Annotated in this window: 14 protein-coding genes, 1 tRNA gene and 3 pseudogenes; 10 read left to right on the top strand and 8 right to left on the bottom strand. The window is 71.5% G+C overall.

The features are described 5' to 3' along the window. Nucleotides 1-125: 125 nt before the first annotated feature. Together AB8Z36_RS02955 and AB8Z36_RS02950 are read right to left on the bottom strand one after the other, a co-directional pair. Nucleotides 126-1,139 (bottom strand): mechanosensitive ion channel family protein, encoded by a 1,014-nt coding sequence (locus AB8Z36_RS02955; protein ID WP_369211580.1) that lies wholly within the window; start codon nucleotides 1,137-1,139, stop codon nucleotides 126-128. Nucleotides 1,140-1,374: 235 nt separating this feature from the next. Further along, the gene (locus tag AB8Z36_RS02950; RefSeq protein WP_369211579.1) at nucleotides 1,375-1,968 is read right to left on the bottom strand and encodes a TetR/AcrR family transcriptional regulator; all 594 of its coding nucleotides are present in this window, start codon (nucleotides 1,966-1,968) and stop codon (nucleotides 1,375-1,377) included. A gap of 90 nt (nucleotides 1,969-2,058) precedes the next feature. Between AB8Z36_RS02950 and AB8Z36_RS02945 the strand changes: the two genes are divergently transcribed. The 5 genes and pseudogenes from AB8Z36_RS02945 (at nucleotide 2,059) to AB8Z36_RS02925 (ending at nucleotide 5,509) form a co-directional block, all read left to right on the top strand. Next, a complete protein-coding gene (locus AB8Z36_RS02945) occupies nucleotides 2,059-2,886 on the top strand; it encodes a class I SAM-dependent methyltransferase (RefSeq protein ID WP_369211578.1) in 828 nt (275 codons plus the stop codon). A gap of 108 nt (nucleotides 2,887-2,994) precedes the next feature. Further along, on the top strand, nucleotides 2,995-3,543 hold the full coding sequence (locus tag AB8Z36_RS02940) for an EF-hand domain-containing protein (RefSeq protein ID WP_369211577.1): 549 nt from the start codon (nucleotides 2,995-2,997) through the stop codon (nucleotides 3,541-3,543). Nucleotides 3,544-3,937: 394 nt separating this feature from the next. Next, nucleotides 3,938-4,687 (top strand): dienelactone hydrolase family protein, encoded by a 750-nt coding sequence (locus AB8Z36_RS02935; protein WP_369211576.1) that lies wholly within the window; start codon nucleotides 3,938-3,940, stop codon nucleotides 4,685-4,687. A gap of 69 nt (nucleotides 4,688-4,756) precedes the next feature. After that, a pseudogene (locus AB8Z36_RS02930) lies at nucleotides 4,757-4,921 on the top strand (nuclear transport factor 2 family protein); the annotation flags it as partial. A 123-nt stretch (nucleotides 4,922-5,044) separates the two neighbouring features. Continuing rightward, nucleotides 5,045-5,509 (top strand): GNAT family N-acetyltransferase, encoded by a 465-nt coding sequence (locus AB8Z36_RS02925; RefSeq protein WP_369211575.1) that lies wholly within the window; start codon nucleotides 5,045-5,047, stop codon nucleotides 5,507-5,509. An 18-nt stretch (nucleotides 5,510-5,527) separates the two neighbouring features. Here the strand turns inward: AB8Z36_RS02925 and AB8Z36_RS02920 are convergent, their stop codons facing one another. Continuing rightward, nucleotides 5,528-6,340 carry an alpha/beta fold hydrolase gene (locus AB8Z36_RS02920; RefSeq protein ID WP_369211574.1) on the bottom strand — a complete coding sequence of 271 codons (813 nt, stop codon included), beginning with the start codon at nucleotides 6,338-6,340 and terminating at the stop codon, nucleotides 5,528-5,530. Nucleotides 6,341-6,442: 102 nt separating this feature from the next. Here AB8Z36_RS02920 and AB8Z36_RS02915 point away from each other — a divergent pair, with 102 nt between their 5' ends. The 4 genes from AB8Z36_RS02915 to AB8Z36_RS02900 all read left to right on the top strand — a co-directional run bounded on the left by AB8Z36_RS02915 (nucleotide 6,443) and on the right by AB8Z36_RS02900 (nucleotide 9,879). After that, nucleotides 6,443-6,847: a winged helix-turn-helix transcriptional regulator gene (locus AB8Z36_RS02915; RefSeq protein ID WP_369211573.1), complete on the top strand. Its 405-nt coding sequence runs from the start codon at nucleotides 6,443-6,445 to the stop codon at nucleotides 6,845-6,847. A gap of 25 nt (nucleotides 6,848-6,872) precedes the next feature. Further along, entirely contained in the window at nucleotides 6,873-7,412 is a 540-nt protein-coding gene (locus AB8Z36_RS02910; protein WP_369211572.1) for a 2'-5' RNA ligase family protein, read from the top strand. Nucleotides 7,413-7,464: 52 nt separating this feature from the next. Further along, nucleotides 7,465-7,536, top strand: a tRNA-Arg gene (locus AB8Z36_RS02905). A gap of 3 nt (nucleotides 7,537-7,539) precedes the next feature. Beyond that, nucleotides 7,540-9,879, top strand: a complete 2,340-nt coding sequence (locus tag AB8Z36_RS02900; RefSeq protein WP_369211571.1) for a hypothetical protein — start codon at nucleotides 7,540-7,542, stop codon at nucleotides 9,877-9,879. Between the two features lie 155 nt (nucleotides 9,880-10,034). Here the strand turns inward: AB8Z36_RS02900 and AB8Z36_RS02895 are convergent. Continuing rightward, nucleotides 10,035-11,369 (bottom strand): annotated as a pseudogene (locus tag AB8Z36_RS02895) (FG-GAP and VCBS repeat-containing protein); the annotation flags it as partial. A gap of 210 nt (nucleotides 11,370-11,579) precedes the next feature. On the opposite strand from AB8Z36_RS02895, the gene AB8Z36_RS02890 reads away from it, so the two are divergent. Further along, nucleotides 11,580-12,602, top strand: coding sequence for an RICIN domain-containing protein (locus AB8Z36_RS02890; RefSeq protein WP_369211570.1), 1,023 nt, complete (start codon nucleotides 11,580-11,582; stop codon nucleotides 12,600-12,602). A 91-nt stretch (nucleotides 12,603-12,693) separates the two neighbouring features. Here the strand turns inward: AB8Z36_RS02890 and AB8Z36_RS02885 are convergent, their stop codons facing one another. From AB8Z36_RS02885 to AB8Z36_RS02870, 4 genes and pseudogenes are all read right to left on the bottom strand, one after another. Further along, a complete protein-coding gene (locus AB8Z36_RS02885) occupies nucleotides 12,694-13,284 on the bottom strand; it encodes a fasciclin domain-containing protein (RefSeq protein WP_369211569.1) in 591 nt (196 codons plus the stop codon). An 80-nt stretch (nucleotides 13,285-13,364) separates the two neighbouring features. Continuing rightward, complete coding sequence (locus AB8Z36_RS02880; protein ID WP_369211591.1) at nucleotides 13,365-14,222, bottom strand: oxygenase MpaB family protein; 858 nt, start codon at nucleotides 14,220-14,222, stop codon at nucleotides 13,365-13,367. A gap of 12 nt (nucleotides 14,223-14,234) precedes the next feature. Further along, entirely contained in the window at nucleotides 14,235-14,804 is a 570-nt protein-coding gene (locus tag AB8Z36_RS02875) for a DUF4383 domain-containing protein (RefSeq protein ID WP_369211568.1), read from the bottom strand. Nucleotides 14,805-14,978: 174 nt separating this feature from the next. Further along, a pseudogene (locus tag AB8Z36_RS02870) lies at nucleotides 14,979-15,217 on the bottom strand (transcriptional regulator); the annotation flags it as partial.

The raw sequence follows: 15,217 nt of genomic DNA, 5'->3' as shown, positions 1-15,217 counted from the left end.
CGCCCACGGGACGGGTGGGTGCTGATTTCCCAAGTAGGCGCTGGCCAGGGGGGTTTGGCCCCGCACCGTCCGCCCGTCGCGTCCTCTTCAGGGCTGGTTGGGCGTAAATTCATCCGAGTGCGGGGTCAGTTCGCCGCGGGAGCCGTGCCGTTCGCGGTGACGGGCGTGTCGTTGTCGGAGCGCATCCATACGGTCCGCTGCGGGTGGGCGATGTCCACGTCCGCCGCTTCCAGCGCTTCCTTGACCCGGCGGCGCAACTCGCGCGTCACGGCCCACTGCTGCATGGGCGCGGTCTTGACGGCCACCCGGACCATGACACCGTCCGCGTCAAGCGACTGCACGCCCCACACCGAGGGGTCCTCAAGCAGCACCTTGCCGTACTTCGGGTCCTGGCGCATGACGATGCCGGTCTCCTCCAGAACGCTGTAGACGGTGTCGAGGTTCGACTCGTACGCCACCGAGACGTCCAGGACGGCGCGGGCCCATTCCTGACTGTCGTTGCGCACGCGGAGGATCTCGCCGTTGCGGATGTGCCACAGGCCGCCGTTGAGGTCGCGGATCTGCGTGAGGCGCAGGCCGACGTGCTCCACCTCGCCGACGGCCTCCCCGAGGTCGACGGAGTCGCCGACGCCGTACTGGTCCTCCAGCATGATGAGCATGCCCGAGAGGTAGTCGGCGACCAGGCTCTGCGCGCCGAAGCCGATGGCGAGTCCGACCACACCGGCGCTGGCGAGCAGGGGACCGAGGGCGATGCCGATCTGGTCGAGGACCATGGCCACGGCCATGACACCGACGACGACGGTGACGATGCTGCTGAGCACCGAGCCGATGGTGCGGGCGCGCTGCTCGCGCCGCTCGTGGGCCCGGCTGCGGTCGCGCTGCAGCACAGCGGGTCCGCGGGGGGTGCGGCGCGGTTCGCTCTGCGCGTCGGCGGGCTGGAGGATGCGCTGCACGACGCGGGTGATGGCCTTCTTGGCCAGCTTCCGGACGATCATCGCCGCCACGACGATGAGCGCGATGCGCAACGGGACGCCTATCAGTAGCTCGGCGTTGTCCTGAAGCCAGCCCGGGGCCGACATCGCCTGCTCTTCAAGGCCACTGCCGTGGACGTACGACGCCGACGCGCCTGTGGGTGACACGGGAACCTGCTCCATTCCGTTGATGTGGGCACCTGTCGCAGCGGGGACCGTAGCCACGGTTGCCGAATGGGGTCAAAACGTGTGCAGGGTGTGTGCAAGGTGGGTGACATCAGGGTGCGGAACAGGGATTTCCGCGTTTGGCGCGTGGATTTGGGGTGAGGGGGGTGTGTGGCGATGCGGTGTCCGGCGAGGCGGTGGTGTCCGGGGAGGCTGCGGTGTCCGGCAGGGCGTTGGGTCAGGGGCGCACCGCGCCCTGGACGACCGCTGTCACCAGCCTGCCGACGGCTGCCTCGGTCGGCGGGCCGGGGTCGCGGTCCGCGAACAGGAGATGTCCGCCGCCGACCAGGGAGAGGGTGAGTGAGTCGATGTCGGCGTCCGCCGCGATGCGGCCCAGCTCACGCTCGTCGGTCAGATAGGCGGAGACCGCGCTCGTGGCCTCGGCCAGGATCGCGATGCCACCTCCGGGCCTGGCCTTCCGCAGCCGCGCGCGCAGCTCGTCCCGGAACGTGATGAGCGGGATGACCGCCACCGGGATCGGTCCGAAGAGGGTGACCAGCGCGCTGGTGAGGTTGTCGGCCACCGTGCCGGTTCCGGCGGACTCGCGCAGCGCGTCGGCCTGCCGGTCGAGCCGCGCGGCCCGGTCGAGCACGAGGTCGGCGAGGAAGGCGTCGAAGTCGCTGAAATGCCGGTGCAGAACGCCCTTGGCGCAGCCCGCCTCGTCGGTGACGGCCCGGCTGGTCAGCCCGTTCGGCCCGGCCCGCAGCAGCACGCGCTCGGCAGCCTCGAACAACTGCTGTCGTGCGTCACGCAGATGCACCCCGGTCGGCATGCGCGGATCCTCTCATGCGTCGGCCTGTCGGGACCCCGTTCCCCGGTGCATCCCGTTGCCCAGTGGGCACGTGCCCACTAAGGTGGGCGCATGCCCACTTTACCGCGGGAAGACCCGCATCCGTCCCCGGCCCAGCCGCACACGTCCCGCCGGATGGCCGAGTCGTTCGGCGTGGACGCGCACCGCTACGACCAGGCCCGGCCCGGCTACCCCGATGCGCTGGTGACGCGGATCATCGGTGGCAGCCCGGGCACGGACGTGCTCGACGTCGGCACCGGTACCGGCATCGCGGCCCGGCAGTTCCAGGCGGCGGGCTGCGTCACGCTCGGCGTGGAGCCCGATGCGCGCATGGCCGACTTCGCGCGGGCCCGTGGCCTGGACGTCGAGGTGGCGTCCTTTGAGGCCTGGCGGCCCGCCGGGCGGACGTTCGACACCGTCATCGCGGCCCAGTCCTGGCACTGGGTGGATCCGGTCGCCGGTGCCGTGAAGGCGGCCGAGGTGCTGCGCCCGGGCGGACGTCTGGCGATCTTCGGTCATGTCTACGAGCCGCCTGCCGAGGTCGCCGAACCGTTCGCCGCCGCCTACCGCCGGGCGGCGCCCGACTCCCCGCTCAACGGTCAGCCCGCCCGACGCCCACTCGACTTCTACCAGGCGGCCTACGCCAGGATCGCCGACCAGCTCCGCGAAACCGGACGGTTCGACGACCCCGAACAGTGGCGCTTCGACTGGGAGCGGTCCTACACCCGCGACCAGTGGCTGGCCCTGCTCCCCACCACCGGCGGCCTCACCCGACTCCGCCCGGACCAACGCGCCGGGATCCTCGACGCGGTCGGCGGCGCCATCGACTCCGTGGGCGGACACTTCACGATGCACTACACCACCCTCGCCGTGACGGCCCCACGTGTCGGCACCTCCTGACCTCACCCGCCGGGTCACGACCGGCGCACCTTCGGCCGTGCCGCGTCAGCACGACAGCGGCTGAGAATGCGCCTGGCCGAACCGCTGAGGCGGCTTTACGGTGCCGCCATGAATGAGCTGCGCCAGCGCAAGTACGAGCGGTGGTTCCGCGGAGCGGACGTCGACGGAGACGGTGCGATCACGCGGCAGGACGTCGTCATGATGAGCGAACGCTACGTCGAGGCCAGGGGCCTGCCCCCCGACTCCCCTCAGGCACGGCAGATGCACGAGACCCTGCACAGGTTCTGGGAGTCCGTGATCGCGCCCGCCGACGCCGACAAGGACGACAGGGTGACCTCGGAGGAGCTGACCCAGGCGTTCGCCGCCTGCTTCACCGACCGGGCCCATTACCCCGAGGAGCTCGCGCCGGTCGCCGACCACTTCTTAGACCTGGCCGACACCGACGGCGATGACGCCATCAGCCTCGGCGAGTTCACGCACATCTTCGGGAGCACGGGGCGGGCCGCCGACGAGGAGTGCGCCGAGGTGTTCAACGCGCTCGATCTCGACGCCTCTGGCTTCCTGTCGCGGGCGGAGTATCACAGGGCCGTGTCCGAGTTCTTCTACGGCGATGACTCCAGCTCGCCCGCCAGCCACATCTTCGGGCGTCTGGCCTAGAGAGTCTCAAGCTCAACTTTAGGGTTACTCCTCGGTGATCGCGCCTGGGATGTGAAACCGTGCCTGCGGCCTGGCGTCTTCCATATGCAGGTGCTGGGCTGCACTTTCCTGTGAAAGCACGGCTTAACGTGTTCGCGTCCGTCCCGGCCGTCGCTCATCGGCGGTGGGGCGAAAAGGGCTGGCACCACCCACGCCCCCTGGGCTACGTTGTGCGGCGATGACTACCGGGACGGCCTTGCGCCACACACGAATTGGTTACCCGGCGCTCCGCTGAGCGCCGTACGGGCCGGTGCGGGCCCCTTGTCGGTTCGAGGCCTCGGCGCCGCTGCCGCGCGGGCCCCGCCTCCTGTCGTGCTGATCACAGCTCGACACGTTCACCACGACAGGAGAGACCATGACCATCAAGACGCTGCTCATTCCCACCGCCGACGGCCAAGCCGACGCGTTCGCCGCCTTCCCCGACGACGGTGAGCGGCACCCAGGGGTGCTGATGTACGCGGACGGCTTCGGTATCCGGCCCGTGCTGCGCGACATGGCCCACGAACTGGCGAGGCACGGCTACTACGTGCTCGTGCCCAACCTCTTCTACCGGCACGGCCCGGCGCCCGTGATCGAACTCCCCGCCCACATCGGGGAGGCGGACCGTCCCGCGGTCTTCGCCCAGTTGATGCCCCTGATCGAGAAGCACACCGCCGAACGGGTCCTGAGCGACGCCGAGGCCTACCTGGCCTTCCTCACCGCCCGGCCCGAGGTCACCGCCGGGCCGGTCGCGGTGACCGGCTACTGCATAGGCGGCCTCCTGGCGATGCGCACCGCGGCGGCCCACCCCGGCCAGGTCGCCGCCGTCGCCTCGTTCCACGGCCCCGTGGGCACCGACGGACCCGAAAGCCTGCGCCGCCTGCTCTCCACGATCACGGCGCGGGTCCACCTCGGCCACGCCGAGGGCGACCTGACCCCCGAGGCCCTCGCGGAGCTCAACCGGGCGCTGGATGCCGCAGGCATCACGTACACCTCCGAGATCTATCCCGGCACCGTCCACGGCTTCACGATGTCCGACACCGACGCCTTCGACCCCGCCGCACTCCAGCACCACTGGGACCGCCTCCTGCCGCTGCTCGGCACCACGCTCACCACCAGCACCTGACGCGTGTGCCGACCGTACGGGAGCGACGATGTCCGATTGCCGCCAGCCATGGCCCGTCTGTGGGGGGCAGAGACGGCCGTAGCGCTCACGCAGGTGCGTGCGCGCGCCCGCGCTACCGGCTGCGAGCTCAGCTTCCCGATCGTGCAGGCGATCAGGGTCAAGGACGGGCGGATCGCCGGGGTCCGTCCGTTCCACTGGGATACGCGGGCCATCGTCGATCCCTGCACCGGGCCGACGCCAATGCAGACGCAGCCGCAGACGCAGACGCTGACACAGACGCCGACACCGGCCCCGACAGCCCGAGGCTGACCCCAGGGCGCGCAGGGCCGCAAGACCGACACCCGACCGGAGGAAGCGATGGACGTGCGGATCAGGCCCGCGGAGGCGACGGAAGCCCGGCAGCTCACGGAACTGGCGTTGCGGTCCAAGGCGCACTGGGGCTATGACGCCCAGTTCCTGGAGGCCTGTCGCGACGAACTCACCGTCGCCGCGAGCGAGATCGCGGACCGAAGAGCCATGGTGGCCCACTGGGACAACCACCTCCTGGGCTTCACGACGCTTGAGGGTGAACCGCCCACCGGCGTGCTCGGCATGATGTTCGTCGAGCCGCGGGCGATGGGGCAGGGGATCGGCCGCCTGCTGTTCGAGCACACCATCGACGTGGGGCGAGAGCTGGGGTTCACCGCGCTCACGATCGACGCCGACCCGAACGCGGAGCCCTTCTACCGCGCGATGGGCGCGGTGAGGACGGGAGACGTGCCCTCGGGCTCCATCGCCGGACGAGTGCTGCCGCAGATGGCCGTCAGCATCGGGCACCGCTGAACCGGCGCCGCCGTCACTTCACCCGGAGGCCGCGAGAAACGGCAGCAGGAGCCGGGTCAGCTCACGGGGCTGGTCGAGCGGGATGATGTGGCGGCAGCCGGGCAGCAGATGCTCGGTGAGGTCGTCGGCGAGCGGGCGCAACTGGCGGCCGAGGGTCGCACCCACCGGCTGCGCGCCGAGCGCGAGCACCGGCATGGGCAGCCGTCCGGCGCCGGCGGCGGAGGAGAGCTGCCGCGCGCTCTCCGGCAGTGCCCGGTAGTAGGAGAAGGCGCAGCGCAGCGACTCACGCCCGGTGTACGCGGCGGTGATCGCCTCGCGCAGCGCCGGGGCGAGTTCCCTGACCCCCTGGTCGAGGAACCACCCGGTGTACTCGGCTTCGTGTCCGGCGAGGACGCTCTCCGCGAGGCCCGGGACCGCGTGGAAGCCGAACCACCAGGGAGGCGTGAAGTGCTCGGCGCCGGGCAGCCCGCCGAGCACGGCCTCCATGACGGCCAGGCGCGTGACGCGTTCGGGCCGGGTCAGGGCGAGGTACACCGACGGGGTCACACCGGCGTCCAGCGCGACGACGGCGGCGGACGGTTCTCCCGCCGCGTCGAGCACCGCGGCGATGTCGGAGGCGAGCGTGGCGGCGTCGTATCCGTGTGCCGCGCGGCTGCTGTCACCGAAGCCGCGCAGGTCGGGGGCGAGCACGCGATGACCGGCGGCGAGCGGTGCGAGCACCTCGTCCCATACGCGCCGGGTGTGCGGGAAACCGTGCAGCAGGACGACGGGCGGTCCGAAACCGGTGTCGGACACGGCGAGTTCGGCTCCGGGGACGGGGACGCGCGGCACGACAGCCTCCTGAAGGGCGGTTACGATTGGTTACCAGCAAACGGTAGGTAACTGATGGCGTGCCCGTAAGACGGCACTTCGCCGACAGGTGGTGAGCTCCAGGTGACCGCTCGGCCCGACGGCCGGGGCGACCTGTTCGACCCGGCGTGCCCGACCCGCAAGCTCCTGGACCGCATCGGCACGAAGTGGACCTCGATGGTGGTGAAGGTCCTCGCCGAAGCCGCCCCGGCCGAAGTGCGCTTCGCCGATCTGCGCAGGCGCATGCCGGGCGTCTCGCAGAAGATGCTGTCGGTGACACTGCGGAGCCTCGTGCGCGACGGTCTGGTGGACCGCCGTGTCGAGCCGACCGTGCCGCCGCAGGTGCACTACCGGTTGACCGCCCTGGGCCTGTCCCTGGAGGGCGCGCTCGCCGTGCTCCGGACCTGGGCCGAGGAGCACATGCGGGAGATCGACGAAGCCAACGCCCAGGAGTGCGGAGGCGCGACTGACGGGGCGTCACGGCCGTAGGGCGGGGACACCGTACGCTGGCCGCGTGCACAGTGTGGAACTGCTGCCCGACGAGACGACGGAGCGGGCCGTCACCGACGTATGGCGCCGTCTGCGGGATGCCGGTCTGCCCAGTCAGGCCGCACATCGACACCCGACTAACCGGCCCCACCTGACCCTCGCGACCGCCGACGCACTCCCGGCCGAGGTGCGCGCCCGCCTGCGACAGCTCCTTGCCGTGCTGCCGGTGCCGTTGCGCCTGGAGGGGGTGGTGCGGTTCACCGGGAGGAGGACGGTTGTGGCCTGGTCCGTACGGGCCGACGAAGCCCTGTCGGGGCTGCACGAGGCCGTGTGGCGGACGCTGGCCGACGCCCCGGGATGCGGCGGACTCAACCCCCTCCATGCCCCGGGGCGCTGGAGGCCGCACATCACACTCGCCCGGGGACGTGAGGGTGAATGGCCCGCGTCCGCGGCGGCGCTGCTGTCCGGGGCGTCCACCGAGCAGCCGGATGTGGTCACGGGCCGCTGGGTACGCGCCCGGACGTACGACTCCGCCGTCCGCACCGTCGATGACCTGGCACCGTGAACGAAAATTCAGTTGTGGCGTGCTCACCGCAGCCTCTAGCGTCAGCCATCGACGACGTGTAGCTCAGCAGGAGAGCGCCGGGCTCCTAACCCGGAGGGCGCAGGGGCAGAACCTGCCACGTCGGCTTATGGATGACAACGCTGAGCAGCAGCCTCTCATAGCGGCCACGGGCTATCCGCGGGCCCAGCTCGCCAAGGCTTTCGCGGCCGCACTGACCCACCAGGACGCCGATACGCGGCGCCGCGCCGAGGTGCGCGGCAGGCGTTGGCTGGAGGTGCTCACGGGAATGGCCACGGGCCGCCTCGCGGTCGGCTCGCGCACGCCCGTGCGGGACTTCCCCTCGTGGGTGACGCTGGAAGTGGTGCGGGGCGGTTTCGCCACCGGGACCGCCAGTGCGGGCGGCCCGCTCCAGGCGTACGAGATCGAGGCGGCGCGTGCGTTCGGGGTGCCCGCCGAGCGGCGTGCCCTTTTCGCCTACTGCCTCACCGAGCCCGGACTCGCCTGGCTGGGGGCGCGGTTGGACAGCGGTCACTACGAGATCGGCGTGCCCGAGGAGGCCGCGCTGCTCGTCATGGCCTGGCTGGTGCGGCAGGGTGAGACCGACGCGGCGCTCGACCTCATGGCGGAGCTGGAGCCGTTCGCCGACCGACTGCGGTTCCTGCCCCGCCCGGCCGACGGGCCCGCCCCGGACGCCGCCGACGCCGTCCACCGCTACACCGTCTCCCAGGCCGTCCACACCCTGGAGCGGCGACGGCCCAACCCGGCCATCGAGGCGCAGCGCGAGGCGCTCACCGTGTGGCAGCCGTTCGGCGACGAGCTGCTCGTCCACTGGCTGCGCACCACGCGGCACGGGCGCGTCCTCGAACACGCCCCCGACGCGGACTGGCTCGCGCACGGCGCCGCCCTGCTCGACCGCTACCGGCGGCTCGCCGACGAACACACCCGCTGCACCAAGCACCGTAACCCCAAGCAGAATCTGGGCATCCTGCGCGGCGCGCTGGAGGAGGTGGTCGCCGGACGCCCGCTGGACCGGCGCCGACTCGGACTGCTGCGGGTCGCGGTTCAGTCCATGGTGCGGCGGCGCGGTCTGCCCGGCTCCGCCGCGCACACGGCGCTGCGCCGACGCCAGGGCGCACAGGCGGCCCTGCCCTCCCACCACGCGCTGGCCCAGGTGACGCTGCGCCGCCTCGCCGGGCTGCCGCAGGAGACAGGCGTACGCGATGTCGCACCGCTGCTGAAGGCGGTGACGGAGGAGGAGAGCCAGCAGACCGGCCTGCCCATCGGTGCCGTCATACCGCCCGCGATCCACCAGGTGATCGAGTCCGTGCTCAGCGCGCCGCTCGCCACGCTGGTGGAGCAGGGCGTGATTCCCTCGGCCGAGGTCCTGGCCGAGCTGGTGCCGCAGCTGGTCGCCACCACCACCGCGCAGGCGTACGGCGATGAGACGCTGCGCGCCCTGATGACCGCGAACTACCAGGCGTTCCGCAACCGCCGCTCCTTGCTCCTGCTCAACCTGGCCCGACAGGTGCGCGTCGAGGAACTGCCCTGGGTGCGTGCGGTGTCGGGCGGGCGATCCGCGGTGCTCGGCAAGGCGGACGCCGACGCCACGCGTGCCGTACTGCGGCAGCTGGGTGAGCTGGCCGTGCAGGCCTTCCCTGGCACGATCCTGCCCAACCCCCTGGTCCGCGAGCTGGGTGTCCTGGAGCGCCAGTGCGAACTCGGCGCCCCCTTCGTGGAAGAGCTGGCCGCCGACATCTTCATGGGCACGTTCAGCCCGAAGTACCTCACAGCGGCGCGCGTGGCGGGTGAACTGCTGGGCGGCACACTGTATGAGCGCTACTACGGAATCGACTACGCGGCGATCCGCAACCTGGCGATCACCGAGAGCGCCACGGCTCTGAACCGCTCCTCCGGCGCCCGCTCCTCCAGCGCCTCCTGCTCCTCGGGGCCCCGCACCTCTCCCGGCTTCGCGCGGCTGTGCGTCGAGCGAGCCGGGGCGATGACACGCCCCGGATCGGTCGCGGCGAACGGGATGGTGATCGAACAGGCGCAGATTCTCACCACCCACAACCTGGCCACGCTGGTGCACCGGGTGGGCATAGCCCCCGAGCCCGGCTCCGCCGACCTGGCGCGCCGCTGCTTCGAGAGCGTGTGCCGCCTGGTCTCCCGTGTGCACCACGATCCGCGGCCGTTGGGCACCATCAAGGACGCCGCGTACGCCTGGCGTCAGATGGTGTTCCACCTGTCGCTGTGCCCGCCGGAGGAACAGCGGCGGATCATCGCGGGTCTGGACCAGGCGGTGACTCGCCACCCGGCCCACGTCGCGGCCCGGCTCGCGCCCGCCCTCGCGGGTCTGACGCTGATCGCCGAGGGCGGCGCCTTCGATGCCCATGGCACAGCGGACGGCGCCGGCGCCCGTCGGTTCCTGGGGTGGAGCACCGACGGGCACTGGATGCGGCGAGTCTGAGCGACGTCCATGCCCGCACAGTCCGAGGGCCCGTTGTCGTCGCTCAGGTTGAGGCCGAACAGTGCCTTCGTCGCCGGAGCCCCGATGTCCTTCGGGTTCCGCGCGGCCGACTTCGAGGCGGTCAGGCCGGAGGTGGCGCCACGCAGCAGCCACACCGCGCCGCCGTTCACCGTCGTGCCCAGGTTCTCGCCGGGCGCGCCCGCGGTGAGGTCCGCCTTTCCGTCACCCGTCACGTCGAGCACCCGCAGCGATCCGCCGAAGACGTCACCGGTCTCCGTGATGCCCGGCACACCCGCCGTGTCCTGGTGGAACGCCTGCGCGCCCGTGCCGGTGAGGCCGCTCCTGCCGCCCTTGAGCAGCACCACGGCGCCCGCCTTCGCCTTCGAGCCGATCGCCTCGCCGGGGACGCCGACGGCCAGGTCGGGGTAGCCGTCGCCGTTCACGTCGCCCGCGCTCAGCCGCCCGCCGAACTGGTCGCCCTTCTCGCTCGCCCCGGGCACGCCCGCCGTGCTCTGCGTGAGCGTCTGCGTACGGGTCTGGCTGGGGCCGGACGACGAGCCGTAGTAGATCTTGACGGTGCCCGGGTCCTCCTCCAGCCCCTCGGTGTCGCCGCCGGGAAAGACGCGGGTGGCGAGGTCGGCGCGGCCGTCCCGGTCGAAGTCGGCGACGGTGGTGCCTGCCGCGGAACTCAGGCGCTGCGGGACGGTGGACAGGCCGTCCTTGGTGCCGAGCCACAGTTTGCCGCCCTCGGCGTGGTTCTCGTAGACGTAGAAGGTCGCGAGGTCCTCGATGCCGTCGCCGTTGAAGTCGCCCGCGGCGGTGGAGTTGATGGAGTTGTCGGTGCTGTACACCTTCACCTGCTGTGTGCGGGCGGGGGCGCCGCTCCGGCTGAAGGGGCCGTGGAGGACGTCGTGGTAGTCGTAGTCCTCGCCGTTGCGCAGGAACAGGTCGGTGTGTCCGTCGCCGTTGAAGTCGCCCGCGGTGATGTCCTCGCCGACCTGGGCGTTGGCAGGGGCGTCGAGGCGTACGGCGCCCTGTCCGGAGATGCCGGTCCTGCGGCCCCACAGGACGATGACCGATCCTCCGGTGTTGTTCTCCGGCTGGTACTCGCGGGTGACCACCGCCAGGTCAGTCAGGCCGTCGCCGTCCAGGTCGCGGGAGACCATCGCGTAGCCGAAGCCCTGGTTGTCGCCGGAAGTGCCGGGCACACCGGGGGAGTCCTGGGTGAGGACCGTGGTCCGCGCGGGATCGGGACCGTGCGCCGAGCCGTAGCTGATGGTGAGGTAACCCGCCCAGGTGTGGCCGCCGACCTTCGCGCCGGGGGCGGCGACGGCGACGTCCTGGTAGCCGTCACCGTCGAAGTCCGCACGCACGGTGGTGGCGCGGTCCCGCGCGGACGCGGTGCCCGCGACGACCGGCAGGCTGAGCGAGCCGATCAGGGCGGCGGCTGCGGAGATGGATATGGCGGCGGATCTGGCGGGTCGGCGCATTCCCACGGTTCCTCCCTAGGGCGCGAGCGCTGACGAGGCGCGTCGCGCGGATGTGATTCATCTGCCAGACACGTGGAAACGGCCGATGGTTGTGCCCTGAACGGCAGGTGAACCGGTGGCCGTCGTCAGCGGCCCATCAGCGGCCCGTCCTACGCTGCCCGACCGTCCGGCACGGAGCTGACCTGAGTGAGTCGACGGAGAGGCGGGCTGATGGTGTCCACACGTACCGGTAGGACCGGCAGGACCGGTGGTACCCGCAGGACCGGGTGGGTCGCCTGGGCCGCTTGGATCGTCGGCGCGGCGTTCACCTTCTTGACGGCCACGGTGACCGCGTACGCGGCTCCGGCGGAGGCGGCCGGTGCCGCCGTCCGCACCCGCGCGTCCGCGATCAACATCGTCGCCCTGCACAGCGGGATGTGCCTGGAAACCGGCTCGACCGCGAGCGGCGAACCGGTCCAGCAGCGTTACTGCGTGGGGAAGCGCGGTGCACTGTGGACCCTGCGCCAGTCCTCCATGGGGACGGGCCTGGTGCAGGTGGTGAACTCCGCCAGCGGCCTGTGCATGGCGGTGGCGGACTCCAGCTCCGCCGACGGCGCTCAGGTCCGCCAGGAAAGCTGCGGCGACCAGCCCGGCGCGAGTTTCCGTACGGTGGACAGCGGCGAGGGCGCCTGGCTGCAGCCGATGACGGCGAGCCCGCACAAGTGCGTGGGCGTCGCCGCGGCCTCGGTGGCCGACCGGGCGGGGTTGCAGCAGTGGGCCTGCGAAAGTGCGGCCGGAGTCCGCTTCGAGCAGCGGCAGCCGCCGCGCGAGTGGCGCACCACGATCGTGAACACGGTCGGCGGCAAGTGCCTGGGCATACGCAACGCGAGCCACGCCGAACAGGAGTGGGCGCTTCAGCGGACCTGTTCGGGCAGCGCCGATGAGAGCTGGCGCATCGTCGTGCTCGGCCAGGGGGCGGTGGCCATCGTCAACGGCAACAGCGACAAATGCCTGGTGGCCACCCGTGACACGAACGGGGCCAACGGAAGCCAGGCCAAGCAGGCCACCTGCGAGGGCTATCCGTATCAGACCTGGTCCTTGGAGGAGACGGCTCCGGGGCAGTACGCACTGAACAACCACCTCCTGCGCCAATACCTGGGCATCCGCCCGCCGGTCACCGCCGAGGCGGCCCTGGCGGAGTTCTGGGAGCGAAGCCCGGACCGGGCGCAGGAGTGGCGGATCAGCGGCGGGTGACGGTCTCGCGGGGCCGTGCGTATGAGGCACGGCCCCGCGGGCGCTGCGTGGGTGTGGGGGTGCCGACGGTGGTGCGCCGGTGGTGGTGGGGCTACATCTTCGGCATGAGCACGGAGTCGATGATGTACACCGTGGCGTTGGCCGTCCTGACGTTGCCGCACACGACGTTCGCCGTGCCGTTGACCTTGTAGGACTCGCCGGACCCCGAGGTGGTGAGCTTGCTGCCCTGGAGGGTCTTGAAGGAGCCGTCCTTCATGTCGTCGGGCGCGACCTTCTCACCTACGACGTGGTAGGTGAGAACCTTGGTGAGCTGGTCCTTGTTGTTGAGGAGTCTGTCCAGGTCGGCCTTGGGGACCTTCTTGAAGGCGTCGTTGCTGGGCGCGAAGACCGTGATGTCCTTCGCGTTGTTGAGCGTGTCGACGAGACCGGCCTTCTCGACCGCGCTGACCAGGGTGGACAGCGCCGGGTTGTTCGACGCCGCGGTGGCGACCGGGTCGTCCGCCATGCCGCTGAAGCTGCCTGCCCCTTCCTTGGGGACGCTGGAACAGCCCGACCCGAAGGGCCCGGACATGTCGTCGGCGTGGGCGAGCGGAGCGGTGAGGCCGAGGGTGAGCGGCAGGGCGAACGCGGCCAGGGCCGCGACCGCGACGCGCCGGTTGCGGGGGGTGCGGTGAACATTCATGATCGGTTCCTCCTTGCGTGTCCGTCGCACTGGTAATCCGATGCCACATGGGTGGGCGGATTGCCGATTTTGTCGGTTTTCTATGCGTCAGCGGTCGGTGGGGCGTCCCGCAGGGCCCAGCGGATGAGCCCGGTGACGGCTCCGCCCGCCGGACGTACGGCCCACCGCTCGGCTCGCGCGCAGCGCCCGAGGTGCAGTTCCGCCGCCGCCCACGGGGGCAGCAGGGATACGGCGTTGGCGGCGAGCACGGCGTACAAGGGCCAGGCGGGCAGGGGAAGCGGCGGCCTGAACAGGAGGTAGCGCGTGCATTCCCGCGCCTCTGGCGTACAGCGCAGTTCGGTGCGGTAGGAGCGCAGGCCCGCCTGCAACTCCTCTACGGTCCGCGGGGGATCGGTGACGCCGAGGGCGCGGGCGATCCGGGCCATGCCGCGTACGTAGCCGTCGGCCTCCTCGGCGCTCAGGGTGCGCGCTCCGAACCGCTGGTGCGCCCGCAGGAAGCTGTCGGCCTCGGCCATGTGCACCCACTTCAGCAGGTGGGGGTCCGAGGCGCGGTAGGCGATGCCCTGGGCGCTGACGCCGCTGATCGCGGTGTGCATGGCGTTCAGCCGGTCGCAGGCCGCCTGGGCGCTCGCCGCTGTGCCGTAGGTCGTGCGGGCCAGAAAGGTGCTGGTGCGGTGCAGCCGCCCCCACGGATCGCCCCGGTAACCCGAGTGCGCGGCGACCGCCGCCATGGCCGCCGGGTGCAGCGATTGGAGCAGCAGCGCGGTGAGGCCCCCGACGAACATCGCGCTGTCGGCGTGTACGACACGCACGGGGTCGTCCGGCGGGAACCAGCGGGGGCCCGGCGTGGTGTGGATCTCCCGCCGGTTGCGCGGCCCGTCCGGCCCGGCGACCCGAGCGAAGAGCACGTTCCCGGCGCGTCGGCGCACCCGGTCCATGGCGTGCACGGCTCACTCCACCGAGCGTACGGGCGGCGGGGCGGCCGCGGCGGGCGCGTCCCGGGTCTCCGCCTGAGGGAGGGACGGGGCGGTCCGGCGCCCGGCGCTGCCGACGCCGACCAGGTCGGGGTGGCGCTGGCGCCAGTAGGGGTTGTCGTGGGGCAGGCCGCCGCTGACGCGCCCGTACATGCCGAAGGTGACGATCAGCAGCCCCATGACGAAGCTGAAGATGACGTTGGACATGGCGAAGCCGAGGACATTGGCGGGCCGGTCGAGGACGAAGAGGTGAAAGAAGCCGCTGAGGACGAACAGAGTTCCCACGATCATGTTCAGGGTGGAGGCGATGTTGCCGCCGATGACGCCTCCCGCGACGAGCACCAGGCCCACGATCACGGAGATCAGGCTGAGCAGGCCGTTGGTCGACAGGCCCGCCACCCGCGTTCCGTCCGTGTCGAAGAAGCTGAGCTGGTCGGCGAAGCCGAGGCAGCCGAAGACCAGCAGAATCACCCCGCAGAGCGCGGCACCGGTGCGGTACACCAGGCCCAGCCGGTGATCGACCGGGAAGTCCTCTTGCAGTTTCATGTCGGCCTCCTGCGCGCGACGAGCCAGGCCACGGAACCGGTGGTCCAGGGGTCCAGGGGTCCAGTCGTCCGGTGGTCCAGTGGGCTTTCAGCCTGTGCGCGCGGCCGCCGCGATTCATCCTGCGTCGATCCCGCATCGAAATCGGCTGACCGGGTCGGAGCGTTCCGTCGCAGGTCAGAGCCTTGCGGCGGCGCGACGCGGGGCGAGGCGCGGCGCGGCTTCGGCCGCCGCGCGCAGCAGCGTCGCCGCCTCCGCGAGGCCATGGCAGCGGGCGGCCCCGGGCAGGGGCGGCCGGCCCCAGCCCGGACCGGCCGGTACGAACAGCGCACGCCGCCGGGCACCGGCGGGACCCCACTCCATGGCCGCGACGTGCCGGGCCAGCGGGGCGTCGGCCGTGCGGCGGGACTGTGACC

This window comes from Streptomyces flavofungini (assembly GCF_041028215.1).
In the GTDB taxonomy this organism is placed as follows: Bacteria; Actinomycetota; Actinomycetes; order Streptomycetales; family Streptomycetaceae; genus Streptomyces; species Streptomyces flavofungini_B.
Note: the sequence above shows the minus strand (reverse complement) of the source record. Positions and strands in the feature narration are given on the sequence as shown.